This window comes from Olleya marilimosa CAM030 (assembly GCF_000518485.1).
GTDB classification, from domain to species: domain Bacteria; phylum Bacteroidota; class Bacteroidia; order Flavobacteriales; family Flavobacteriaceae; genus Olleya; species Olleya marilimosa.
In genome coordinates this window covers 228,824-253,047 of record NZ_KI912443.1, presented here as the reverse complement: position 1 = coordinate 253,047, position 24,224 = coordinate 228,824, and the positions used below count along the sequence as shown (strand labels likewise).

General features: G+C 32.1%; 21 protein-coding genes and 1 tRNA gene. 13 read left to right on the top strand and 9 right to left on the bottom strand.

Features of this window, described 5'->3' with window-relative positions:
• Nucleotides 1-161: 161 nt before the first annotated feature.
• From tamL to accD, 3 genes are all read left to right on the top strand, one after another.
• The gene (gene tamL, locus M890_RS0115030; RefSeq protein ID WP_028284306.1) at nt 162-2,699 is read left to right on the top strand and encodes a translocation and assembly module lipoprotein TamL; all 2,538 of its coding nucleotides are present in this window, start codon (nt 162-164) and stop codon (nt 2,697-2,699) included.
• A 114-nt stretch (nt 2,700-2,813) separates the two neighbouring features.
• Complete coding sequence (gene fbaA / locus M890_RS0115025; protein ID WP_028284305.1) at nt 2,814-3,881, top strand: class II fructose-bisphosphate aldolase; 1,068 nt, start codon at nt 2,814-2,816, stop codon at nt 3,879-3,881.
• 312 nt (nt 3,882-4,193) lie between these two features.
• Entirely contained in the window at nt 4,194-5,051 is an 858-nt protein-coding gene (gene accD / locus M890_RS0115020; protein ID WP_028284304.1) for an acetyl-CoA carboxylase, carboxyltransferase subunit beta, read from the top strand.
• 46 nt (nt 5,052-5,097) lie between these two features.
• Here the strand turns inward: accD and def are convergent, their stop codons facing one another.
• Together def and M890_RS0115010 are read right to left on the bottom strand one after the other, a co-directional pair.
• The gene (gene def / locus M890_RS0115015) at nt 5,098-5,721 is read right to left on the bottom strand and encodes a peptide deformylase (RefSeq protein WP_036597734.1); all 624 of its coding nucleotides are present in this window, start codon (nt 5,719-5,721) and stop codon (nt 5,098-5,100) included.
• 32 nt (nt 5,722-5,753) lie between these two features.
• Entirely contained in the window at nt 5,754-6,893 is a 1,140-nt protein-coding gene (locus M890_RS0115010; RefSeq protein WP_232219163.1) for a sensor histidine kinase, read from the bottom strand.
• A 119-nt stretch (nt 6,894-7,012) separates the two neighbouring features.
• Between M890_RS0115010 and rpsO the strand changes: the two genes are divergently transcribed.
• The 6 genes from rpsO to M890_RS0114980 all read left to right on the top strand — a co-directional run bounded on the left by rpsO (nt 7,013) and on the right by M890_RS0114980 (nt 14,413).
• Entirely contained in the window at nt 7,013-7,282 is a 270-nt protein-coding gene (gene rpsO, locus M890_RS0115005; RefSeq protein ID WP_028284301.1) for a 30S ribosomal protein S15, read from the top strand.
• A gap of 170 nt (nt 7,283-7,452) precedes the next feature.
• Nucleotides 7,453-9,705: a polyribonucleotide nucleotidyltransferase gene (locus M890_RS0115000; RefSeq protein ID WP_028284300.1), complete on the top strand. Its 2,253-nt coding sequence runs from the start codon at nt 7,453-7,455 to the stop codon at nt 9,703-9,705.
• A gap of 196 nt (nt 9,706-9,901) precedes the next feature.
• On the top strand, nt 9,902-11,326 hold the full coding sequence (locus M890_RS0114995) for a glycosyltransferase family 2 protein (RefSeq protein WP_028284299.1): 1,425 nt from the start codon (nt 9,902-9,904) through the stop codon (nt 11,324-11,326).
• A 282-nt stretch (nt 11,327-11,608) separates the two neighbouring features.
• A complete protein-coding gene (proC, locus tag M890_RS0114990; RefSeq protein ID WP_028284298.1) occupies nt 11,609-12,415 on the top strand; it encodes a pyrroline-5-carboxylate reductase in 807 nt (268 codons plus the stop codon).
• Between the two features lie 2 nt (nt 12,416-12,417).
• Entirely contained in the window at nt 12,418-13,197 is a 780-nt protein-coding gene (proB, locus tag M890_RS0114985) for a glutamate 5-kinase (RefSeq protein WP_028284297.1), read from the top strand.
• Nucleotides 13,198-13,213: 16 nt separating this feature from the next.
• Nucleotides 13,214-14,413, top strand: coding sequence for a glutamate-5-semialdehyde dehydrogenase (locus M890_RS0114980; protein WP_028284296.1), 1,200 nt, complete (start codon nt 13,214-13,216; stop codon nt 14,411-14,413).
• Between the two features lie 58 nt (nt 14,414-14,471).
• Here M890_RS0114980 and M890_RS0114975 read toward each other — a convergent pair whose 3' ends face one another.
• On the bottom strand, nt 14,472-15,134 hold the full coding sequence (locus M890_RS0114975; RefSeq protein ID WP_028284295.1) for a hypothetical protein: 663 nt from the start codon (nt 15,132-15,134) through the stop codon (nt 14,472-14,474).
• A gap of 114 nt (nt 15,135-15,248) precedes the next feature.
• Between M890_RS0114975 and M890_RS0114970 the strand changes: the two genes are divergently transcribed.
• From M890_RS0114970 to rpe, 4 genes are all read left to right on the top strand, one after another.
• Entirely contained in the window at nt 15,249-16,220 is a 972-nt protein-coding gene (locus M890_RS0114970; protein WP_224740615.1) for a hypothetical protein, read from the top strand.
• 217 nt (nt 16,221-16,437) lie between these two features.
• The gene (locus M890_RS0114960; RefSeq protein WP_028284293.1) at nt 16,438-17,301 is read left to right on the top strand and encodes a sigma-70 family RNA polymerase sigma factor; all 864 of its coding nucleotides are present in this window, start codon (nt 16,438-16,440) and stop codon (nt 17,299-17,301) included.
• 140 nt (nt 17,302-17,441) lie between these two features.
• On the top strand, nt 17,442-17,849 hold the full coding sequence (locus M890_RS16560) for a BLUF domain-containing protein (RefSeq protein ID WP_051437563.1): 408 nt from the start codon (nt 17,442-17,444) through the stop codon (nt 17,847-17,849).
• A gap of 43 nt (nt 17,850-17,892) precedes the next feature.
• Nucleotides 17,893-18,555, top strand: coding sequence for a ribulose-phosphate 3-epimerase (gene rpe, locus M890_RS0114950; protein ID WP_028284292.1), 663 nt, complete (start codon nt 17,893-17,895; stop codon nt 18,553-18,555).
• 64 nt (nt 18,556-18,619) lie between these two features.
• Here the strand turns inward: rpe and M890_RS0114945 are convergent, their stop codons facing one another.
• The 6 genes from M890_RS0114945 to ftsA all read right to left on the bottom strand — a co-directional run bounded on the left by M890_RS0114945 (nt 18,620) and on the right by ftsA (nt 24,224).
• Nucleotides 18,620-19,039, bottom strand: coding sequence for a CBS domain-containing protein (locus M890_RS0114945; RefSeq protein WP_028284291.1), 420 nt, complete (start codon nt 19,037-19,039; stop codon nt 18,620-18,622).
• Between the two features lie 80 nt (nt 19,040-19,119).
• Entirely contained in the window at nt 19,120-20,001 is an 882-nt protein-coding gene (locus M890_RS0114940) for a zinc-dependent peptidase (protein WP_036597730.1), read from the bottom strand.
• A 165-nt stretch (nt 20,002-20,166) separates the two neighbouring features.
• Nucleotides 20,167-20,240, bottom strand: a tRNA-Arg gene (locus M890_RS0114935).
• 10 nt (nt 20,241-20,250) lie between these two features.
• Entirely contained in the window at nt 20,251-20,700 is a 450-nt protein-coding gene (locus tag M890_RS0114930; RefSeq protein WP_028284289.1) for a GatB/YqeY domain-containing protein, read from the bottom strand.
• Between the two features lie 153 nt (nt 20,701-20,853).
• Entirely contained in the window at nt 20,854-22,827 is a 1,974-nt protein-coding gene (gene ftsZ, locus M890_RS0114925) for a cell division protein FtsZ (RefSeq protein WP_028284288.1), read from the bottom strand.
• 71 nt (nt 22,828-22,898) lie between these two features.
• Nucleotides 22,899-24,224, bottom strand: a complete 1,326-nt coding sequence (ftsA, locus tag M890_RS0114920; protein WP_028284287.1) for a cell division protein FtsA — start codon at nt 24,222-24,224, stop codon at nt 22,899-22,901.

Here is a 24,224-nt window from a genome sequence, read left to right as displayed (position 1 = left end):
TTTTAATATTTTTTTATAAAGAAAAAGAAAAAAAAGCAGTTGGCATTTGCGTGTTTCTATTTATTTAAAATTTATTTGTTCAATAAATAGTGTATTTTTGAATGTGATGTATTAGTAATGCGTCAAAACAGCAATAAACACCCTTATTATTTAGTATTCTTTTGAAAAAAATTCAATTTAAAATAATAGTTTTAATAGCAATAACCGTGTTATTTAATGCATGTGACTCAGTAAAACGTGTAGCACAAAACCAGCATTTATTAACTAAAAACACAATAACTATTAATGGGGAAAGTGTAACAAATGATACGATATCAAATTTATTGTATCAAAAACCAAACTCTAGATTACCTATACCCTTTACAACAATACCACTTAAACTATATATATATAATAGTGCTAGACCTAATATTGACTCTGTTTTAAACGCTAGGTTTTATAGCAATCCAAAAAAAATGGCTAGAAAGTCTAAATTACTATCTAGAAAACAATTGGACAAGTACTTAGACTCTAAAAAAAGCTTTAATAGCTGGCTAAAACGCACAGGAGAAGCGCCAGTAATAATCGATACATCCTTGACTAATAAATCTATAGTTAAAATAGAAAATTATTACAAAACTAATGGTTGGTTTAATGCTACTGCAGACTATAAAATCAATAAAGGTAATGACAAAAAAGCAAGTATAGATTATATTATTGAAACCAAAAACGCTTATAAATTTGACACGGTTTCTTCAAACATTAAATCTCCAGTGGTAGAAAAAATCTACAACCAGTTTAAAGAAGAATCATTAATTAAATCCGGATCACAATACCGCATTAATGATGTTTATAATGAAGCTGACAGAATAGTTGAATTAATGCGTGATAATGGAGTATACCACTTTAGCCAAGATTATATCGAGTTTGAAGGTGACACCATTTTTGGCAATAATAAAATGAATATTGAAACTATTATTGAAAACCGTTTAATTAGAGAAGACGAAATTTCTAGACGAGAACCCTTTAAGGTCTTTAAAGTAAAAGATGTAAACATCTACACTAACAGCTCATTTAAAAACAGAAATCAATCTACAAATGACACCACTTATTACGATGGTTACAACATTTATAGTATTGGTGAATTAAAATACAAACCCAAAGCATTAACAAACTCAATATTTATAACACCTAACACTGTTTTTAAAGATAAAAACAGACCATTAACATCAAGAAAAATTAGTGATTTACGCACGTTTAAATATCCAAATATTACTTACGTAGAAAATGCAGACACGACACTAACAGCAAATATTTTTTTAACACCATTAAAAAAGTTTGAATTAGAGTTTAGTGCTGAAGCTCTTCAAAGCAACATACAAACTATTGGTTTTTCTATTAACCCTAGCCTATTAATTAGAAACGTATTTAACTCGGCAGAGACATTAGAAATTTCTGGATTTACATCTATTGGATCTTCAAAAGATGCTAGTAATATAAAGGATCAGTTTTTTGATATCAACGAGATTGGAGCAAATTTAAAACTTACTATCCCAAGATTATTTTCACCATTTAATACAGAAAAGATAATTCCTAAATACATGTTTCCTAGTACAAGGTTAACTGTAGCAACCTCTAGTCAAACTAACATAGGTTTAGACAAGCAAACCTTTACAGGGTCATTTAATTACAGATGGTATCCAAATAACACCATTACTAATAAATTAGATTTATTTAATATCCAATTTGTAAAAAACCTTAATACAGCAAACTACTTTAATGTTTATGATAATTCATTTGATTCATTAAATGAAATTGCACAAACTTCAGGTTTTATTAATTCAGACCAAAACCTTAGTATACCAACACAAGCAGATAACTTTTTGGATCAAGTAGAAAATGGGTCATATGACACCATATTATCCTCTGACGATTTAGACACAGTAAACGCTATAAATGAAAGAAAACAAAGGCTAACTGAAGACAACCTTATTTTTGCAACTAGTTTCAGTTTTACAAAAGACAGAAGAGATAATTTAGCAGATGAAGATTTTTCAATCTTTAAATCAAGGGTAGAATTAGCAGGAAACCTATTTTCACTAACCTCTAGAGTTTTAGGATTACAAAAAAATGCAAACGGAAAATACGAAATGTTTAACGTAGCCTACTCGCAATACGCAAAAGTAGAATTAGACTATATCAAACATTGGAGTTTAGGATATAAAAACGTACTAGCTTTTCGTACCTTTTTTGGAATAGCAATACCATATGGCAACTCTACAAACATACCGTTTTCTAAAAGTTTTTTTGCAGGTGGAGCTAATGACAATAGGGCTTGGTCAGCCTATAACTTAGGACCTGGAAGCCTAGAAACTAGTAACGAGTTTAATGAAGCCAACCTAAAAATAGCAGTAAGTGCAGAACAACGATTTAATTTATTTGGACCACTTAATGGAGCCATTTTTGTTGATACAGGAAACATCTGGAATGTCTTTGACGATATAGAGCAAGACGAAGCTACACTATCCGGATTTGACTCGCTTAAAGATATTGCAGTAGGATCTGGATTTGGGCTTAGGTATGACTTTAACTTTTTTGTACTTCGTGGTGACATAGGCTTTAAAACCTACGATCCATCCTATCCAATAGGTAACAGATGGTTTAATGATTATAACTTTGCAAATGCAGTTTACAACATCGGAATCAACTATCCTTTCTAGTATAAATTAGCACTTTAGCTAAAACGTTTGCGTGGTTTTATACTTATTTAGACTTAAAATCTACCAATTTTCATTACTTTTGAAGCTATACAAATTCAACTAAAAAAAATTAAAATGGCTCATAATATCAAACCAGGAGTTGCGACTGGAAAAGAAGTTCAAGAAATTTTTAAACTTGCTAAAGACAAAGGATTTGCTCTTCCAGCAGTAAACGTAATAGGATCAGACACTATTAATGGTGTGCTAGAAACTGCAGCAGCATTAAACGCTCCAGTAATTATACAATTCTCAAATGGAGGTGCTCAATTTAACGCAGGAAAAGGCTTAAGTAACGAGAATCAAAAAGCGGCAATAGCAGGATCTATAGCAGGTGCTAAACACGTTCACCTAATGGCAGAAGCTTATGGTGTACCTGTAATATTACATACAGACCACTGTGCAAAAAAACTATTACCTTGGATAGACGGTTTATTAGATGCTAGTGAGCAACACTTTAAAGAAACTGGAAAATCATTATATAGCTCGCACATGATTGATTTAAGTGAAGAACCACTTGAAGAAAACATAGAAATTTGTAAACAATATCTAGCTAGAATGAGCAAAATGGGTATGACTTTAGAAATCGAGTTAGGTATTACAGGAGGAGAAGAAGATGGAGTAGACAATAGTGATGTAGACGAGTCTAAATTATACACACAACCAGAAGAAGTAGCCTACGCCTATGAGGAGCTTAGCAAAGTAAGCGACCAATTTACAATCGCAGCAGCTTTTGGTAACGTACATGGCGTATACAAACCAGGAAACGTAAAATTAACACCAAAAATCTTAAAAAACTCGCAAGAGTTTTTATCTCAAAAACACAACTTACCACACAACCATATTGACTTTGTATTTCATGGTGGATCAGGATCTACCCTAGAAGAAATCAGAGAAGCCATAGGTTACGGAGTAATAAAAATGAATATTGACACAGACATGCAATACGCATTCATGTCAGGTGTAAGAGATTACATGGCAGAAAAATCAGACTACCTACAATCACAAATAGGTAATCCAGATGGACCAGAATCTCCTAACAAAAAATATTACGACCCACGCGTTTGGTTACGCAAAGGAGAAGTAACGTTTGTAGAACGTCTTAAAAAAGCATTTGAAGACCTAAACAACGTCAATACACTATAAATTATTTTGGCGTTACCCAAGGGTCGGGCTCTCGCAAGTCGCAATCAAAGATGTGCTCCAACAATTGCTCCATCCCTAACGCAGCCAACATAATTACATAAAATAAAATTCCGTTTAAACTGATTAACCTCAGTACTAAACGGATTTTTTTTATCCTCTAAAAACAATTAAAAACAGATAGAGACATCAATTTTTGAGATTGATTAATAAAAAATGTAATTTTGTACGCTTGTATAAAGCAAACAAAAACTAAAATTAAAATAGATTATTAGAAAACATCTACTAATCTTAATCCCAAAATAGTAAATCAATATGGCTTGGTTTAAAAGAAAAGAAAAAGGTATTACTACCGCAACCGAACAGAAAAAAGACATTCCAAAAGGATTGTGGTACAAATCTCCAACAGGAAAAATAGTAGACTCTAAAGAGCTAGAAAAAAACTTTTACGTAAGTCCAGAAGATGGATACCACGTAAGAATAGGTAGCAAAGAGTACTTTGAAATATTATTTGATGATAATAAGTTTAAAGAGCTAGACGCAAACCTTACCTCTAAAGACCCATTAAAATTTGAGGATACTAAAAAATATCCAGACCGTTTAAAAGCAGCAGAAGAAAAAACCAAACTAAAAGACGCAGTGCGTTGCGCAGTAGGTAAATCTAAAGGAAACGATCTTGTAATTGCTTGTATGGACTTTGCCTTTATTGGTGGATCAATGGGAAGTGTAGTAGGAGAAAAAATTGCACGCGCTGCAGACTACGCACTTAAAAATAAATTACCATTTATGATTATCTCTAAATCTGGAGGTGCACGTATGATGGAAGCAGCATTATCGCTAATGCAACTTGCTAAAACATCAGCAAAATTAGGACAACTAGCAGACGCAGGTTTACCATATATCTCTTTATGTACAGACCCAACAACAGGAGGTACAACAGCATCTTTTGCAATGTTAGGAGATATTAATATTGCAGAACCTGGAGCATTAATTGGTTTTGCAGGACCACGTGTTGTACGCGATACAACTGGTCAAGAATTACCAGAAGGTTTTCAAACTTCTGAGTTTTTATTAGAGCATGGTTTTCTAGATTTTATTACGCATCGTAAAGAATTAAAAAACAGAGTTAATCTATATATTGACTTAATCACAAATAAGCCTTTAAGAGCTTAATTAATATAAAAAAAACCTTACTAATGCTAGTAAGGTTTTTTTTATATTAATTTGTAGTATTAACATCCTGATTTAAATGATCAAGAAATAGTATTCCATTTAAATGGTCTATTTCATGCTGGAAAATTACCGAAGTAAAATCGCTAATAGTTTCTTCTAGATGCTCACCCTCCATGGTATCATATTCAATAACAATTGCTTTAGATCTGGTATTTAAAGTTGCTTTTCTATTAGGAATAGACAAACAACCTTCTCTCTGTATTTGTTTTTGGTCAGAGTAATTAATAATCCTTGGATTAAGATAAACCTCAAAAGGTGCATCAGCTTTATCAAAACGTTGTACCCAAATAATATTTTTTAATATACCAACTTGTGGTGCAGCAATACCGACACCTAATGACAAACTATCTCTAACAGTTGCAAACAACCGCTTAGTAAAATGCCTCAAAGTAATATCATTAGGATCTGGCTTAACATAACTACTTTGCTGTCTTAATAAAACAGAATCTTTAGCATTGTTTATTTTAAAAACACGCATGGGCTTATCTGCATCAAAAGCAGTTATTAATGCCTTCTGATCATTACTAAAATTAGCTAGTCTTAAGTTTTTTTGATTTGCACAACTTACTAACATAATCATTAGTAACATTAAACCGACACTATATCTCATTGTTTTATCTATATTTAATAAAGGTAATCGGTTTACGCTGTTTTAAAATAGACCAAAAACTGACTTCCAACATTAACTTGACTATCAAATTCTATCTTACCACCTATGGATTCAACTTGACTTTTTGTAATAAACAATCCTACACCTCTAGCATTTTTGTTTTTATGAAACGTTTGATATAAAGAAAATATTTTGTGTCCATATTTATCCATATCCAGACCTAAACCATTGTCTTTAACACTTAAAACTACAAATCCATCTTTAACTTGAGCACTTAAAACAACTTCAGACTTTTTATTTTTATCTCTATATTTAATCGCATTAGTTAATAGATTAAGGATAATACTATCTAAATAGGCCTCAACAGCTACAACTTTAATATCCTCAGTCACTAAATTTTTAATTTCGCAAGTATTATTTACAGCCAAAGCATTAACACTATAAATTGCATTTGTTATATACTTACTTAAACTTAAAGGTTTTAAATCATCTTTTTCAAACCAAGTAGATTCTGCTATATTTTTTAAATGTTTTACGGTCTCATTTAAATTAGTAATAGCTTCATTTAAATAAATAAAACTTTCGTTTTTTGTAATTTCCGGAACTTCAGTCTTAGTAAACTGGGCTAATGTTTTAAGGTTTCCAGCATGCGTGCTTAAATTATGAGAAATTATCCTAGAAAAATTTAATAACCTTTCATTTTGCTCTTTAATAACTTCAGTAAACACCTCCTTTTCACTCTCACCTTTCTTTAAATCGGTCACGTCCTGTATTTGAGATATAAAATACTTAGGTGCTCCTAATTCATTTTTAACTATAGACACAGATAATTGCGCCCAAATAATATTACCATTTTTAGCAAAATACCTTTTAAGCATTGTGTAACTATCTGAAATACCAGTAAGTAATTCACTTAATTTATCTAAATCAATGTCTAAATCTGCTTTATGGGTAATATCCTGAAACGTTAAGTTTAAAAGTTCGGCTTCAGTATAACCTAAAAGGTTACAAATACTTTTATTAACTTTTATCCATTTACCATCAAGTCCTACAATTGCAATCCCATGATATGCATGATTAAAAACATCAGGCAAAAAATTGGATTTTAAATCTTCTATATTTTCTTTGTTCATGGTAATGTAATATTGACCTAAAAATAGACCATACTGCATTTTTAAAAAAATTTTAGAAGAATTTGTTTTAAAAATTACGAAATCATTAAAAATAACTATATTTGCGGCTCGAAAGATAAACTTTCGTGTACATAACAATCATTTATAATAATATTAGAATGTATTTAGATCAAAAAGAAAAAGAAGAAATTTTTGCTAAACACGGTAAAAATTCAAAAGACACAGGTACTGCAGAAGGGCAAATTGCTTTATTTACTTACCGTATCAACCACTTAACTGAGCACTTAAAGAAAAATCGTAAAGATTATAACACTGAGCGTTCTTTAGTAAAACTAGTAGGAAAAAGAAGAAGCTTACTAGATTACTTAATTAAAAAAGATATCTTAAGATATCGTGCAATTATTAAAGAATTAGGATTAAGAAAATAATCATAATAAAAAACCACGCTTTTTAGCGTGGTTTTTTGATACCAAACAACTCGATTTGAACGAGTATAATAATCAAAATTGAAGAAGCTAATTACAGTTTTTCATTGGTCAATCACAACTACTACTACCACAACACAACGACCATTGTTTAATTAGAATTAAAAAAATTTATGATTCCACAAGTTTTTAAAGAGGTCATAGACCTTGGAGACGGTAGAACTATTTCTATCGAAACCGGAAAATTAGCAAAACAGGCACATGGATCTGTTGTTGTACAGTCAGGAAACTGCATGTTGTTATGTACATTAGTATCTAACTACAAACAAAGTGACGTTGACTTTTTACCATTAACAGTAGATTACCGCGAAAAATTTGCTGCTGCTGGACGTTATCCTGGAGGTTTCTTTAAAAGAGAAGCAAGACCTAGTGATGGAGAAGTATTAACTATGCGTCTTGTTGACCGTGTTTTACGTCCATTATTTCCAAAAGATTATCATGCAGAAACACAAGTGATGATCCAATTAATGTCTCATGACGACAACGTTATGCCAGACGCTATGGCTGGATTAGCTGCATCTGCTGCTATCCAATTATCTGACGTACCATTTGAAACGCCTATCTCTGAAGCTAGAGTTGGACGTATTAATGGTGAATTTATCATTAACCCAACGCGTGCACAATTAGAAGAGTCTGATCTAGATATGATGATTGGTGCCTCTGCTGATTCTGTAATGATGGTTGAAGGTGAAATGTTAGAAATTTCTGAAGAAGAAATGGCTGAAGCAATCAAATTTGCTCACGAAGCTATTAAAGTACAATGTGCTGCTCAAGTAAGATTAGCAGAAGCTTTTGGTAAAAAAGAAACACGTGAGTACGAACCAGAAAGAGAAGATGAAGATTTAGCTAAGAAAATATACGACATGGCGTATGACAAAGTTTATGCTGTCGCTAAAGCAGGATCATCTAAAAAAGAAAGAAGCAATGCTTTTTCTGAAATTAAAGAAGAGATAAAAGCAACATTTACTGAAGAAGAATTAGCAGATTACGGAGATTTAGTCTCTAAATATTATGCTAAAGCAGAAAAAGCTGCTATTAGAAATTTAACTTTAAATGAAGGATTACGTCTTGATGGTCGTAAGACTGACGAGATTAGACCAATCTGGTGCGAGGTAGACTACTTACCATCAACACATGGATCGTCTATATTTACTCGTGGAGAAACTCAAGCATTAGCTACAGTTACTTTAGGTACATCCAGAGAAGCAAACCAAATAGATATGGCCTCTTTTGAAGGAGAAGAGCGTTTTTATCTACACTACAACTTCCCTCCTTTTTCAACAGGAGAAGCAAGACCTTTAAGAGGGACTTCAAGACGTGAAGTTGGTCATGGTAATTTAGCACAACGTGCATTAAAAAATATGGTACCAGCAGACTGTCCTTATACAGTACGTGTAGTATCAGAAGTTTTAGAATCTAACGGATCATCATCTATGGCAACTGTATGTGCAGGTACTATGGCACTTATGGACGCTGGAGTTAAGCTTAAAAAACCAGTTTCTGGAATTGCAATGGGATTAATCTCTGACCAAGAAACAGGAAAATACGCTGTATTATCTGATATTTTAGGAGACGAAGATCACTTAGGTGATATGGACTTTAAAGTTACAGGTACAGCAGATGGTATTACTGCTTGTCAAATGGATATTAAAGTAAAAGGTTTATCATATGAAATTTTAGTAAATGCACTAAAACAAGCTCGTGATGGACGTTTACATATCTTAGGTAAACTTACAGATACAATTCCAGTACCAAATGAAGAAGTTAAGGAACATGCACCTACAATGGTGACAAGACGTATTCCTAACGCATTTATTGGAGCTTTAATTGGGCCTGGAGGAAAAGTAATCCAAGAGATGCAAAAAGAAACTGAAACAACTATCGTTATTAACGAAGATCCTGTTACAGAAGAAGGTATTGTTGAGATTTTAGGAGTTGGTAAAAAAGGAATTGATGCTGTAATGGCAAAAATTGATGCTATATTATTTAAACCTGAAGTTGGTAAAGTATACCAAGTAAAAGTTATCAAAATGCTAGATTTTGGTGCTGTTGTAGAGTACATGGATGCACCAGGAAACGAAGTGTTATTACACGTAAGCGAATTAGCATGGGAACGTACTGAAAATGTTACTGATGTTGTTAACATGGGAGACGTTTTTGACGTTAAATATTTTGGTCTTGACCCAAGAACACGTAAAGAAAAAGTATCTAGAAAAGCAATTTTACCTAAACCAGAAGGTTATGTAGCTAGACCACCAAGAGAAAACAATGATCGTGGTGGACGTGATAACAGAGGTAGAGATAATCGTGGACGCGATAACAAGCGTGACGACAGAAAACCTAGAGAAGACAAAAAAGAAGACTAATTCTTTTTTAAACTTATAGTATAATAGCCCAAATAGTTTTTTTTCTATTTGGGCTTTTTTGCGCTTTTAATTTAAGGATAAAATACAATTACTAAAACCTATTAAAAAAGTTGTCTTAAATAAATATTAAAAAACATCTAAACCAAAATTTGTAGCGTAAATCTAATATCACTATAATTTAAATACAGACAATTTTATGGCTACAAAAACTACCAATGCAATTAAAACTACATCAAATAGAAAAAAAATAATAAACAACATCAACGGATTTTTTCACAGTAAAGGTATTTCTGGAAGCCCACAAAACAGATTAGTATTAATAAGTACCTTTTTACTAATTATTTTGGGGGTTTACTTTTTTTCGGTATTTCATAACGATTTTGACGCTTTTAACTCGTCACAAATGAGCACTAAAATTGGGCTTACTTTTATTTACGTGGCAACAACTTTATTTGCATATAAGGTTTTATTCTTTTTATATACAGCCTATAATTATTTTAAATACAAACCAGTTACATCAGTTACTGACCAAGAGTTACCAACTTGTACTATTATAGTACCAGCTTACAATGAAGGAAAACAAGTTTGGGATACATTAATGAGCTTAGATAAAAGCGACTACCCAAAAGATAAATTACAACTATTAGCAATAGATGATGGTAGCTTAGACGACACTTGGGATTGGATGGTTGATGCTAAAAAACAATTAGGAGACCGACTAGAAATTTATAAACAACCTAAAAACAAAGGAAAACGTCATGCTTTATATCGTGGTTTTAACCTTGGAACAGGTGATATATTTGTAACCGTTGATAGCGACTCTATTGTTACTAAAGACACGTTAAGAAATTTAGTAAGTCCATTTGTAGCTAACAAAAATTGTGGTGCTGTAGCTGGAAACATTAGAGTACTTAATAACAAATCCAAAATGCTTCCTAAAATGCTTGATGTAAGCTTTGTTATGAGTTTTGAATTTGTACGATCTGCAGAAAGTAATTTAAACTCTGTTTTGTGTACTCCAGGAGCATTAGCTGCATATAGAAGCACTGCTGTGTTTAAAGTATTACCAGAGTGGATTAACCAGACTTTTATGGGACAACCTTCAGATATTGGAGAAGATAGAGCCATGACCAATATGATTTTAAAACAAGGCGACCATGTATTATTTCAAAGTAATGCTATTGCTTACACTAATGTACCTGAAGAATATTTAGGACTTTACAAGATGTTTATACGTTGGGGAAGAAGCAATGTAAGAGAAAATTTAGAAATGGCTAAATATGTGTTTACTAACTTTAGAGAAGGTAATAAATTAGGAACTAGATTATTATTTTTTAGTCAATTTTCTAAACTAATAATGAGTTATCCTTTAATAATTTTTATGTTATTTTTTGTCATGGTACATCCATTGTTATTCTTTGGATCTACTCTAGTAAGCATCTTAATTTTATCTACATTTTCATTATTATTTTTCACCAAAAAATATAAAACTTATCAAGGGTTTTGGGCATACTCATATAGTATTTTATACACCTTTGGATTGTTTTGGATTACACCTTACGCAATTGCAACAGCAAATAGAAGAGGCTGGCTAACAAGAGGATTAGTCGAAAAAAAGTAACATTTATTCACTAAACACCCCTAATTCAAACGGGTTAATTGTTTCAGAATGGTGCAAAAATCAAAATTTGTCACCGACAGACTGTCACAATTAACCCGTTTCTTAATTTTATAAATTTAGATATTGCCACCTATTTACTCCTTTAATTTTCAATATCACAATTATCACTACAAATCTTTATAAAAACCTAAATTCTTTAAATCAAACTTTCGTTTTGGCACTGTCGCACAGTAATTGAGGCTATTATGATACTGACAGTTAATTTATTAATTAAAACAAATTATGAAAGTATTAGTAATAGGAGCCGGAAACATGGGTTTAACTTATTCTGAAGGAATGATAAATTCTTCATTATTAAATAAACACAAATTAAGAATATTTGATACCGATCCTAAAAAAATTGAAACCTTAAGACAAGAACCAAAATTTAATGTTTACACCTCTTTAAAAGATTGTTTACCACAAGCAGACATTATTTTTTTAGCAGTAAAACCTTACCACTGTGACGACCTATTTACAGAAATGAAGCGTATGGTTAATAAAGAGCAAATTTTTGTATCTCTAATGGCAGGAGTTACTATAAACTCCATTCAAAAAGGCTTGGGTATAAAAAAAGTAATTAGAACTATGCCTAACCTACCAGCTAAGGTGGGTAAAGGTGTGACGTCTTATACTGGTGACGCATCTGTTTCAAAAGTAGAGCTTTTAATGATAAGACATTTATTAGATACCACAGGAACATCGATTGAGGTTAGTAACGAAAACTTTATTGATGCCTCAACCGGAATTTCTGGAAGTGGTCCTGCTTATGTATTTTATTTTATGCAGTCCATGTTAGAAGCTGCTTTAAAAATGGGCTTTTCGGACTATGACTCTAAAGTATTAGTAAGTAACACTTTTGAAGGTGCAATAGAATTATTTAGTCAAAACGATATATCTCCAGAAAAATGGATTGACAAAGTAGCCTCTAAAGGAGGTACAACTCAAGCTGCAATTGATAGTATGGAAGATAACAATGTAAAACAACTTATCCAAGATGCTGCTTATGCTGCATTTGATAGAGCTGTTGAATTAGGAAAAGAAAAATAATAATGGAAGATAATATTAAGCGCGTGGTAGTAAAAGTTGGTACCAACGTGCTAACAAATAAAGATAACAGAATATTAGGACCAGTTCTTAGAGAATTAGTTAGACAAATTGCTGTATTGTACGAACGTGGTATTAAGGTCGTATTAGTTTCTTCTGGATCTGCTATTGCTGGAAAAGAAATTTTAGGAAACACACAAATTAAAGATTCGTCTATACGACGTCAAGTCTACTCATCTGTTGGTCAACCCAGAATGATGAGGCATTATTATAGCATTTTTCATGATTACGGAATGCGTTGCGCTCAAGTATTAGCCACAAAACGTGATTTTGACTTAGGAAAATACAGAGAAAATATGATTAATTGTTATGAAGGTTTGTTGTCTGAAGGCATAACACCTATTGCTAATGAAGATGATGCTGTATCATTAACCATGTCCATGTTTACTGATAATGACGAGTTAGCTAGTTTAGTTGCAGAATTAATTGATGCTGATCGATTAATTATTTTGTCAGATACAAATGGTTTGTATACAGGTCATCCAGACCATGAAGACTCGGTTAAATTGCATGAGGTTAAAACTAATCAGAATGTAGAAAAATACGTGTGTGCTTCTGGTAAAAAAGAAGGAGAAGGTCGTGGTGGTATGGCTTCTAAATTACGAATAGCAAAAGTCACAGCACGTAAAAATATACCAACATATATTGCTAATGGTAAACGCGAAAATGTAATGGTAGATATTATAGATAATAAACAAATTGGTACAAAGTTTATTTGTGCCTAACTAAAAATTTAAATTAATGAAACTATTAAATACAGATATAAAAAATAATGTTCTAAAATCAATGATACAGATTTTAGACCATGAAAGAGAACATATTATTGCTGCCAATAAAAAAGACTTAGACGCTTTTAACAAAGACGATCAAGCATTGTTTGACCGCCTGATTGTAAATAATCAAAAAGTAAATGATATGATTGAGGCTGTTAAAGCAGTATTAAGTCAAGATGATCCTGTTGGTCAAGAGCTATCAAATTTGACCCTTAAAAATCAGCTTAATGTTGTTAACACAACTGCTCCTTTTGGTACCATATTAATTATTTACGAATCTAGACCAGATGTCACCATTGAAGCTGCAGTACTAGCTTTTAAAGCCAACAACAAAATTTTATTAAAAGGTGGTAAAGAAGCGTTAAACAGTAACCTTATTTTAGAGAAGTGTTGGCATCAAGCGTTAGAAGACAACGGACTATCTAAAGATTGGATTAAACTTTTACATTTAAAAAGAGAAGAAACACAAGCCTTTTTAAAAAACCCTCCAGAGCCATTAGACTTAATAGTACCAAGAGGTGGAGAACGTTTAATTAATTTTGTAAAAACACATGCTACATGTGCTGTATTAGTTAGTGGTAGAGGTAACAACTTTTTGTACGTCTCAGAACAAGCCGATTGGAGCAAAGCGGTAAACGTAATAGTAAATGCAAAAACAGATAAAATCTCTGGTTGCAATGCTTTAGACAAAGTATTAATAAATAAAAACATTCCGGAATACCAATTAAAGCTTAAAATGCTGCAGCAAAAGCTAGAACAACACGATGTCACTATACTATCTGATAATAGCGTCTCTAAAGTTTTAGATTCCTCTAAAAAAATAACAGAAGATGCGATTTGGAAGGAAGAGTTTTTAGCCCTAAAGCTACTTATAGGTGAAGTTAGCACATTAGAGGAAGCTATAGATATGATTAATACACACTCAGGTAAGCATTCTGCAGCTATTATAACCGAAAACACTACTGAAGCACTACATTTTATGAATCATATAGATAGTGCTGCTGTATACCATAATGCCTCTACTAGATTTACAGATGGTGGACAAATGGGAGTTGGTGCAGAGTTAGCAATAAGCACAGACAAATTACACCACAGAGGTCCATTGGGACTAAAACAATTAGTAACCAATAAATACTATGTATTTGGTGATGGCCAAGTTAGAGTTTAAAAAAAATATTTAAAAAATCCGATGAATTTAATCATCGGATTTTTTATGTAATACCAAACTAAAAACTGTATAATATTTTAGGTGTTATATACACAGATCCCACATTTTCTTGAACTGCACCTTCAATTTTATAAGGTGCATAATTTAAACCTAGACTAAAGGTTAACTCTTCGTTATTTCTAAATTTTTTGACATAATCTAAAGTTGGCGACATTAAAAATGCGGTAATAACTTCGTACTTTTCTTCCGTATCATTGTCTCCTGTATAAAATGGATTTCTTGCATCTGTCTTAATAATAGAGGCTCCAATACCAAAACTAACATGCAACTGCGAATTAACATTTTGACTTAAGTTTTTTTTAAACTTCAGCATAGGATTAAACATAAAAGCTGCTTTAGCCTGAATGGTATCCAAAGCTCTAACATACTTAAAAGACTGTTTTTGATCCGGAACTACAAATTGTAAAGCTAATTCTAAAGACTTTTTATTAGTAACAGGAAAGTCTAAACTTAGCTGGATTAATGGAGAGACTCCAAAATAATTTTTTAGTTTACCTTGAGGTAGCATGACACCTCCTCCAATTTTAAACGTCACTCTTTTAAAGTAGTCGTCCATATAACTATGATATTGATTACTATTGGTCACGTAAATAGTATCCTTTTGTGCTGTACATAGTAGTAATCCTCCAAAAAAAACAATGGTAAATATTAAATTTTTCATGATTATAATTTTAAAATTTGATTCAAAATTATTGTTATAATCACATAAAATTTTAGGTAATCCGCCAATAGTAAAAGTAATTTTTGTGATTTTTGCAAATTAACAGTAAATTACATGATGTTTCAAACTACATTTTTAGCCTATTTAAAAGCGCAATTACCTAAAAACACCTCTGTAATAGACGCTGTTGCAACTGCATTAGACATTAGTTATGATGCTGCACATAGACGTGTTAGCTTAAAAAGTAAATTATCTTTAGATGAAAGTGTTGCATTGGCTAAATATTACAATGTGTCTTTAGACAGGTTATTTGAAACGACTGCTAATGAGTTTGTAACCATTGAAAAAACGAAGCAAATAGAGAACGAAACAGAATTGCAACACTATTTTGAAGATTCTTATCAGTCTTTATTACCCTTATTAAAACAGAAGGACAGTACCATATTATATTCGGCTAAGGATATACCGTTATTTTACAACTTAAATGGTGATGCTTTAAGCCAGTTTAAATATTATGTTTGGCTTAAGTTATTAAACCCTAAACTAGCCAGTAAAAGTTTTGATAATTTTGCTCCAAGCCCATCTTTAATTGAAGCAGGAAAGCAACTAGGTAGTTTATACAATACTTTAAACACTCAGGAGGTTTGGGACATTACAACTATAAATAGCACTTTAAAACAAATACATTTTTACTTTCAGGCTGGACAAGTAAGCGCTAAATCTGCGTTACAGCTATGTGATTTATTAAAACAATTAATCACATCTATTTTTAATAAATTGACGTCGGAAGACCATCCTTTTTTACTGTATTATAATGAGTTACATTTAATGAATAACAATGTTCTGGTAAGTACGCCTAATAACCAAATGTTATATGTGCCTTTTACTTTGCTATCTTATTATAAAACTGAGGACAGACACACATGTGAAGAAGCTGAACGCTTTTTGAAAAAGCAGTTACAGAATAGTAAATTATTAAATACCGCTGGAGAAAAAGAACGGAACCGCTTTTTTAATAAACTATTTAGTAAAATTGAAGCTTTAAAGCAACTTGTAGCAGCCACGCAGTTATTAGATTTTGAGTAAGTCGCAACAGTAAGCGCGTTAAGGATGGAAGTGGCATCCTTTTTTGTTTTTTTGCAAAAAAGATATAACGTACAGCCTGACGCATTTAAGCTTACAAAAAAGCTTAAATGGGTAACGCTAAAAAAATAATTACAATTTTTTGTAACAAAAAGTAGATTGCATACGTATAACTATTGATAGCAAAATATTCACAAAGAAAATAATCACACTTTTTTAGATGAGACAACTTAAAATTACCAAGCAGGTTACCAACCGTGAGACCGCATCGTTAGATAAATATCTACAAGAAATTGGAAAAGTTGACTTAATTACCGCAGACGAAGAGGTAGAATTAGCACAACGTATCAAGGCTGGAGACCAAGTTGCTCTTGAAAAATTGACAAAAGCTAATTTACGTTTCGTAGTATCGGTAGCTAAGCAATACCAAAACCAAGGGTTAACGCTTCCGGATTTAATTAATGAAGGTAACTTGGGATTAATTAAAGCTGCGCAACGTTTTGATGAAACGCGTGGATTTAAATTTATCTCGTATGCTGTTTGGTGGATTAGACAATCTATTTTACAAGCATTGGCAGAACAATCTAGAATTGTGCGTTTACCACTTAATAAGATTGGATCTATTAATAAAATAAATAAAACTTTTGCTTTCTTGGAACAAGCGCATGAGCGTCCACCAAGTCCAGAAGAAATTGCTAAGGAATTAGACATGACTATTAACGATGTTAAGGAGTCTATGAAAAATTCTGGTCGTCACGTAAGTATGGATGCACCTTTAGTTGAAGGTGAAGACTCTAACTTATATGATGTATTAAACTCTGGTGAGTCACCAAATCCAGATCGTGAATTATTACATGAATCTTTACGTACAGAAATTGAACGTGCTTTAGAAACACTAACGCCTCGTGAAGCTGATGTTATTAGATTATACTTTGGTTTAGGTAACCAACACCCAATGACTTTAGAAGAAATTGGTGAGACTTTTGACCTTACTAGAGAGCGTGTAAGACAAATTAAAGAAAAAGCTATACGTAGATTAAAACATACGTCTAGAAGTAAAATATTAAAAACTTACTTAGGATAAAACTTAAGTTACGGTAACAAACAGTTATTCATAACTGTTCGTTTTTTGATTGATGAAAGAACCCGAAGCTGATTACTTCGGGTTCATTCATTTAAAATATCAACATTATTATTATTTAAATTTTATCACTATATTTAATTATGTTTAAAACCATTTGCTATAAAAGCGAAGCTAATGCTAGCCTAAATTTACTAGAGTTTGAGGCTTTATTTAATCAAACTCAGTTAAAAAATAATAGCCACAACATTACAGGTGTTTTGGTTAAAAGAGACAATGTGTTTTTTCAGATACTAGAAGGAAACCCTATAATAATTGATACGGTTTATGAAGAAATTAAAAAAGACCATAGACACTCTAATATATTAGAACTTCTAAACAAATCCATTGCTCAATTAAATTTTAAATCTTTTGACATTGGTTATGCAGTTATTAAGGATACTGACGCTCTTTATGGTTTACAAAAATTTGTTACGGGTTTGCAACAAAATAATATAGAAAACAGTCCTTTGTTTTTACAAATAATTGAAGAGCTATTAACTGAGCACTAATAAAAAATGTTAGCTTTGTGCAAACAACACAAAACTATAAAAAATGTCTTCTAAATTAATTGCTCCTTCAATGCTTGCTGCCGATTTTGGCAACTTACAGCGCGATACAGAAATGGTTAACAATAGTGATGCCGATTGGTTTCATATAGATGTTATGGATGGTCATTTTGTCCCAAACATATCTTATGGAATGCCAGTAATTGCTGCCATTAAAAAACATGCCACTAAACCATTAGATGTGCATTTAATGATTGAAAAACCAGAACGATATATTGAAGAGTTTGCAAAAGTAGGTGCAGATATTATTACTGTACACCACGAGTCTACTGTACATTTACATCGTACATTAAGACAAATTAAAGATGCTGGCTGTAAAGCTGGTGTTGTCCTTAATATTACTACTCCTGTATCTGTTTTAGAGGATATACTTCCAGAATGCTATATGGTTTTACTTATGTCCATTAATCCTGGTTTTGGAGGTCAAAAGTTTGAAGACGTTACTTATCAACGTGTAAAAAAACTTAGAAAAATGATAGACGAACAAGGTCTTGATACCAAAATAGAAATTGATGGTGGTGTAACAGATAAAAACATTGAAAAACTAGTTGAAGCTGGTGCAGATGTTTTTGTTGCTGGTAGTCATGTTTTTAAAAGCGAAAATCAAAAAGACGCTATAAAAAACCTAAAAGCTTTAGCTAACAGTTAATAGATATAAAAAAAGGCTCCATAATATGGAGCCTTTTTAATTACTTAATTATTTATTATTAACCCTAAAACTGATTAATTAAGTAATTAATTAAATCTGTAGTAGTAACAATCCCAACCAAAACATTGTTATCTACAACAGGTAATGCATGAAATTCTTTTTTAGACAGTAGCTCTGCAACCTCTTTTATTGTTGTACTACTAGACACACTTATTAAATTTTTAGCCATAACTTGCTCAATGGTAAACATATTATATACTACTGTGTCTACATCACTATCCTGTTCATCTGTAGCATCTGCAAAACTTATTCTAAGTAAATCCGTATAACTTAACATTCCAATTATAGCCTCTCCACTAACAACAGGTATATGTCTAATATTATGAAGCTTAAATAAGTTTTCTGCTTTTTCTAAATCGTCAGTTGTATTTAAGGTAATGACATTTTTAGTCATTATGTCTGATACTGGAGTTCTTTTTTTCATGTTATAGGCTTTTAAATTATATTAATAAAGTTAGCCTATATAAACCTAAATAAACATGATAAAAGTCAGCATAAATCTTTTTAGTAGCCTTTAAAATTAAAGTTAAGCATTTGCTTAACCTTTTTGTAAAGTTCTGGGAATTGCGCTTTAAAATCTTGTGGTGTTTCAATAAAAGACTCAACAACAACTGCAATAAATTCAAAATTATTTTCAAAAGCGTAGGCTCTAAAATAATTTGAATTTACTAGTTTACTTTTATAAACAGGATTGTCATTAATATAAGCTTGCAGTTCCTTTAAACTTGTTAAAAATAAATACGAAGTCACATCATTTTTAAATTCTGTTTGCAAATAACTTAAGTGTAACGCATGTATAAATTCGTGTATTCCTAAATTAAGATTATCGTCTTCAATTTTGTATCCAATCATAAAATCTTCCCAAGATAATATCACAGCTCTGTAAGCAGGATTAAAATGACCTTTATGGTAAGTCTTATCTAAGTTAGAGTAAAAACTAGTGGGATAAATTAATATTTTGTCTACTAATCCAATGCTATAATCTCTGTAGCCAAAAGTTAACATTACTGCTGTAGCAGAAACCAAAACACGATGTGTATCATTAATTACTAAATGCTCTTTACCAACAAACTCGGTATTATTTAAAAATTTATGAAGCCTATGCCTAAAGTACCTTTGCTCTTTTAAATTAAGTCTTTTATAAAACTTAAAATTACTTTCTAGTATTTGTCTTTGTCCTGGAGTTAAGTCATTTAATTTAAAATAAAAATGACGGAATAATGGTTTTCTAGCAACATAGTCAATATAAATACTTTCCACTAATTTAAATAGCCAAATAGAGCCAGCTATTACTAAAAAGCAAACTAGTAAAACAGACATTACCCCTAAGACATATTTGTAGACCAATGGGTTTTCTTCTAATTCTGCCTTAGCTTGTAATAGCATTAATTATTATCTGGTTTTAAAATGTTTATTGATAAAATGTAAATTAAAATAAAGAAAGTGATTTTTAAATATTAGGGCTACTTAAATTATTATTTTTTATTAGAAATAAAAAACCAATCACTATTTCAAGAACTTAAAATACTGATTGGTTTTTAATTAAAACTGTGACCTCGAGAGGATTCGAACCTCCAACCCTCAGAGCCGAAATCTGATATTCTATCCAGTTGAACTACGAGGCCCAACTTATGTTTAAGACAACTTAGCCTTAACTATGGTAGATATCGTTTTACCATCTGCCTTTCCAGCTAATTGACCACTAACCATTCCCATGACTTTACCCATGTCCTTCATACCTTCTGCTCCTGTTTTTGCTATTACGTCTTCAACAACTTTAGCAACCTCTTCCTCACTCATAGCTTCTGGTAAAAATTGAGAAATTACTTCAGCCTCAGCTAACTCTGGAGCTGCTAAATCCTCACGTCCTTGTTCTAAAAATATAGCTGCACTGTCCTTACGTTGTTTTACTTGCTTTTGTAAAATCTTAAGCTCTTGCTCTTCTGTTAATTCTTCTTTTGCACCACTTTCTGTCTGAGCTAACAATATAGCTGACTTGACTGCTCTTAAAGCTGTTAAAGCAACTGTATTTTTACTTTTCATTGCCTCTTTTAGGGCTTTCATTATATCTGTAGATAGACTCATTGTATGTATTATTTAATATTTATTACGAAGATAGTTAAAAGTATTTATTTAAGTAGGCTAACTGCAAGTGATGACCTGATTATAGCTTACAAAAAACCCGAAAAGTTTGAGGGAACTTTCCGGGTCAAAAAAATGGATTAATCTAATTGATTATTAATCTACATTATCATGTAAAAAAGAATTATTGCTTCTTAATTGTATGTCGTCATTTTCATCTACACCTAAAGATGTTCTTGAAATATTATTATCTGACGAATGCTGTCTGTCTTCTAACTCTAAACCTTGTCGCTTGTACGCTGGAATTTTTTCAATATCTTCAATTTTTGAGCTATTAAATTTATGATTAAAATTTTTCATTTTCTTTCTACGCTCATCTGCTCTACTTTTAAGTAATTCAGAAATTGGAGTATTCATTGGATCAACCTCAGCATCAATATCAATTTCTAATTCTTGAGCTTCAATTTCTTTTTTCTCAAAAACAACTTCTTTATCAACTTCAACTTTAGCTTCTGATACTTTAGTTGTCTTAGACTCAACATCTGAATAGTCATCTAATGCATATCTAATTTCGCCTGATTCTGAATTTTCTGTTACTGGAACAACTTCAACAAAATCATTAACTTCTAAGTTACTGATTTCATCTGTTAAATTCATAATAACAGGTTTTTCTTCTTCCACAACAGGTTCTGCTACAGGCTCTGATAATGGCATATCAAAACTTAACGTAATTTGTTGTTTTTTTTCAGTCTCCTCAACATTACTAACTTGGTTGACTTTAGCATTAGTATTTGTTATGTTAAACTCTTCCGTTTCGTCAATTAACGCATTTACTTGAGTATAGTTAACATCAATATTTTTTATAAACTGAGTGGTTTGAACAAAATCTTGGTCGTTAACTGTTGTACTTTTTTGCTTGTTTACTTGAGCAATTTCAAAAGCTGATAATTGATCGTCAGTATCTTCTTCTATATCTAATGTATGTACAACTGCTTTAGGTGTTTCTTTCTTTTCTTCCAGCTCAATATTTGGTAAGATTATAGCAGGCTCTTTATCCTTCTTATTTAAATCTTGCTCCATGTTTTGATCATCTTCCAATGCATGGATTACCTTTTTAGTTTCAGTATTAGAAATTTCGTTTTGTTGTTCTACATCAAAACCAGTTGCAATAATTGTTACTGAAATTGACTCTTCTAAATTGTCATCTTCACCAACACCCATTATAATATTTGCACCATGACCAGCTTCGTTTTGAATATGGTCATTGATTTCTCCAATTTCGTCAATAGTAATTTCTTGAGCACCAGAAACGATTAGCAACAATACGTTTTTGGCTCCAGTGATTTTATTATCGTTTAATAAAGGTGAATCTAATGCTTTAGAAATCGCTTCGTGCGCACGATTTTGACCTGATGCTGAGGCAGATCCCATAATAGCAGTTCCGCTATTACTAAGTACTGTTTTAGCATCACGTAAATCGATGTTTTGTGTGTAGTGATGTGTAATTACCTCTGCAATACCACGTGCTGCAGTAGATAAGACCTCGTCTGCTTTAGAAAAACCAGCTTTAAATCCTAGGTTACCATATACTTCACGTAGTTTGTTGTTATTAATCACAACTAAACTATCGACTTCTTTACGTAATTTTTCAATCCCTTCTTGTGCTTGAGCATTACGCATTTTACCTTCAAATTGAAAAGGCATTGTTACAATACCAACTGTTAAAATGTCTAAATCTTTAGCCATTTTAGCAATAATTGGAGCTGCACCTGTACCAGTACCTCCACCCATTCCGGCTGTGATAAATATCATTTTAGTGTTAGTGTCTAACATACGTTGTAGATCGTCAAAACTCTCTACAGCTGATTGCTCTCCTACATCTGGATTTGCTCCTGCACCTAATCCTTCTGTTAAGTTTAAACCTAACTGGATTTTGTTTGGAACACCACTGTTTTGTAAGGCTTGTGCATCTGTATTACAAATGACAAAGTCCACACCTTTTATTCCTTGAAGAAACATGTGGTTTATGGCATTACTACCTCCTCCACCTACACCAATGACTTTAATGACATTAGATTGGTTTTTTGGTAAATCAAATGCTATGTTTTCGAATTCGTTGTTGCTGCTCATAAATTCTATTTTACTGGATCAATTATTATTTTTTAGCGATACATACATCGCTTAGTATTCTTATGTATTTATTATTCTGCGTTATCCAAAAAGTCTTTGACTCTTTCTGTTAACGTATCTAAAAACGACTTACGTTGTTTTTTAGGTGGTTCAATTTTTTCTACTTCTGGCACTTCTTCGTTAGCAATTTCTTGTGCTTGAATTTCTTCTTCAATTACTGCTTCTGCTTTTTTACGATCTTGACGTTTTAATCCGTCCATAACTAATCCCACTGCTGTTGCAAATAAAGGACTGGTTATAGCGTCATCACTGTCTCCTGCTAAATGCTCGTTTGGATAACCTATTCTAGTATCCATACCTGTTATATACTCTACCAATTGCTTTAAATGTTTTAACTGGCTCCCTCCACCTGTTAAAACAATTCCTGCTATTAGTTTCTTTTTTTGTTCTTCGTGACCGTAATTTTTAATCTCGACGTATACTTGCTCAATAATTTCTACTACTCGTGCGTGAATTATTTTAGACAAGTTTTTTAATGTTATCTCTTTAGGCTCGCGACCTCTTAAGCCTGGAATTGAGACAATCTCATTATCTTTATTTTCTCCTGGCCAAGTACTACCAAATTTAATTTTTAAAAGTTCGGCTTGTTTTTCAATGATTGAACAACCTTCTTTTATGTCTTCTGTTATTACATTTCCTCCAAAAGGGATGACTGCTGTATGACGAATTATTCCGTCTCTAAAAATAGCTAAGTCTGTTGTACCTCCTCCTATATCGATTAATGCGACTCCTGCTTCTTTTTCTTCTTGACTTAATACTGCATTTGCACTAGCTAGAGGCTCTAGAGTGATCCCTTCTAATGCTAATCCTGCACTTTGTACGCATCGTCCTATGTTTCGGATGGAAGATACTTGACCTACTACAACATGAAAGTTGGCTTCTAAACGACCACCATACATACCGATAGGCTCTTTAATTTCGGCTTGACCGTCAATTTTAAATTCTTGTGGTAATACATGGATAATCTCTTCTCCTGGTAGCATTACCAATTTATGTACTTGATTGATTAAACGCTCTATATCTTCTTCATCAATTACTGTCTCGCTATTTGGTCTAGTAATATAATCGCTATGTTGTAAGCTTCTAATATGTTGTCCTGCAATACCTACTGTAACACCTTCAATTTTTGTAGCTGCTGCAGCTTCTGCTTCTTGAATTGCTAATTGTATAGATTGTATGGTTTGCGTTATGTTATTAACCACACCACGATGCACACCCAAACTTTTAGACTTACCTATGCCTAAAATTTCGACTTTTCCATATTCGTTTTTACGACCAATCATAGCCACAATTTTTGTGGTTCCTATGTCTAATCCTACTGCAATGTTTTGTTCCAT

What these genes read in the sequence shown, in the direction of transcription:
- proC (WP_028284298.1), top strand. Translation starts at nt 11,609, where the DNA reads ATGAAAGTATTAGTAATAGGAGCCGGAAACATGGGTTTAACTTATTCT.
- ftsA (WP_028284287.1), bottom strand. Translation starts at nt 24,224, where the DNA reads ATGGAACAAAACATTGCAGTAGGATTAGACATAGGAACCACAAAAATT.
- M890_RS0114930 (WP_028284289.1), bottom strand. Translation starts at nt 20,700, where the DNA reads ATGAGTCTATCTACAGATATAATGAAAGCCCTAAAAGAGGCAATGAAA.
- M890_RS16560 (WP_051437563.1), top strand. Translation starts at nt 17,442, where the DNA reads ATGTTTAAAACCATTTGCTATAAAAGCGAAGCTAATGCTAGCCTAAAT.
- M890_RS0114945 (WP_028284291.1), bottom strand. Translation starts at nt 19,039, where the DNA reads ATGAAAAAAAGAACTCCAGTATCAGACATAATGACTAAAAATGTCATT.
- M890_RS0114960 (WP_028284293.1), top strand. Translation starts at nt 16,438, where the DNA reads ATGAGACAACTTAAAATTACCAAGCAGGTTACCAACCGTGAGACCGCA.
- M890_RS0114995 (WP_028284299.1), top strand. Translation starts at nt 9,902, where the DNA reads ATGGCTACAAAAACTACCAATGCAATTAAAACTACATCAAATAGAAAA.
- fbaA (WP_028284305.1), top strand. Translation starts at nt 2,814, where the DNA reads ATGGCTCATAATATCAAACCAGGAGTTGCGACTGGAAAAGAAGTTCAA.
- rpe (WP_028284292.1), top strand. Translation starts at nt 17,893, where the DNA reads ATGTCTTCTAAATTAATTGCTCCTTCAATGCTTGCTGCCGATTTTGGC.
- M890_RS0114970 (WP_224740615.1), top strand. Translation starts at nt 15,249, where the DNA reads ATGATGTTTCAAACTACATTTTTAGCCTATTTAAAAGCGCAATTACCT.
- M890_RS0114980 (WP_028284296.1), top strand. Translation starts at nt 13,214, where the DNA reads ATGAAACTATTAAATACAGATATAAAAAATAATGTTCTAAAATCAATG.
- ftsZ (WP_028284288.1), bottom strand. Translation starts at nt 22,827, where the DNA reads ATGAGCAGCAACAACGAATTCGAAAACATAGCATTTGATTTACCAAAA.
- rpsO (WP_028284301.1), top strand. Translation starts at nt 7,013, where the DNA reads ATGTATTTAGATCAAAAAGAAAAAGAAGAAATTTTTGCTAAACACGGT.
- M890_RS0115010 (WP_232219163.1), bottom strand. Translation starts at nt 6,893, where the DNA reads ATGCAGTATGGTCTATTTTTAGGTCAATATTACATTACCATGAACAAA.
- M890_RS0114940 (WP_036597730.1), bottom strand. Translation starts at nt 20,001, where the DNA reads ATGCTATTACAAGCTAAGGCAGAATTAGAAGAAAACCCATTGGTCTAC.
- def (WP_036597734.1), bottom strand. Translation starts at nt 5,721, where the DNA reads ATGAGATATAGTGTCGGTTTAATGTTACTAATGATTATGTTAGTAAGT.
- M890_RS0114975 (WP_028284295.1), bottom strand. Translation starts at nt 15,134, where the DNA reads ATGAAAAATTTAATATTTACCATTGTTTTTTTTGGAGGATTACTACTA.
- M890_RS0115000 (WP_028284300.1), top strand. Translation starts at nt 7,453, where the DNA reads ATGATTCCACAAGTTTTTAAAGAGGTCATAGACCTTGGAGACGGTAGA.
- accD (WP_028284304.1), top strand. Translation starts at nt 4,194, where the DNA reads ATGGCTTGGTTTAAAAGAAAAGAAAAAGGTATTACTACCGCAACCGAA.
- proB (WP_028284297.1), top strand. Translation starts at nt 12,418, where the DNA reads ATGGAAGATAATATTAAGCGCGTGGTAGTAAAAGTTGGTACCAACGTG.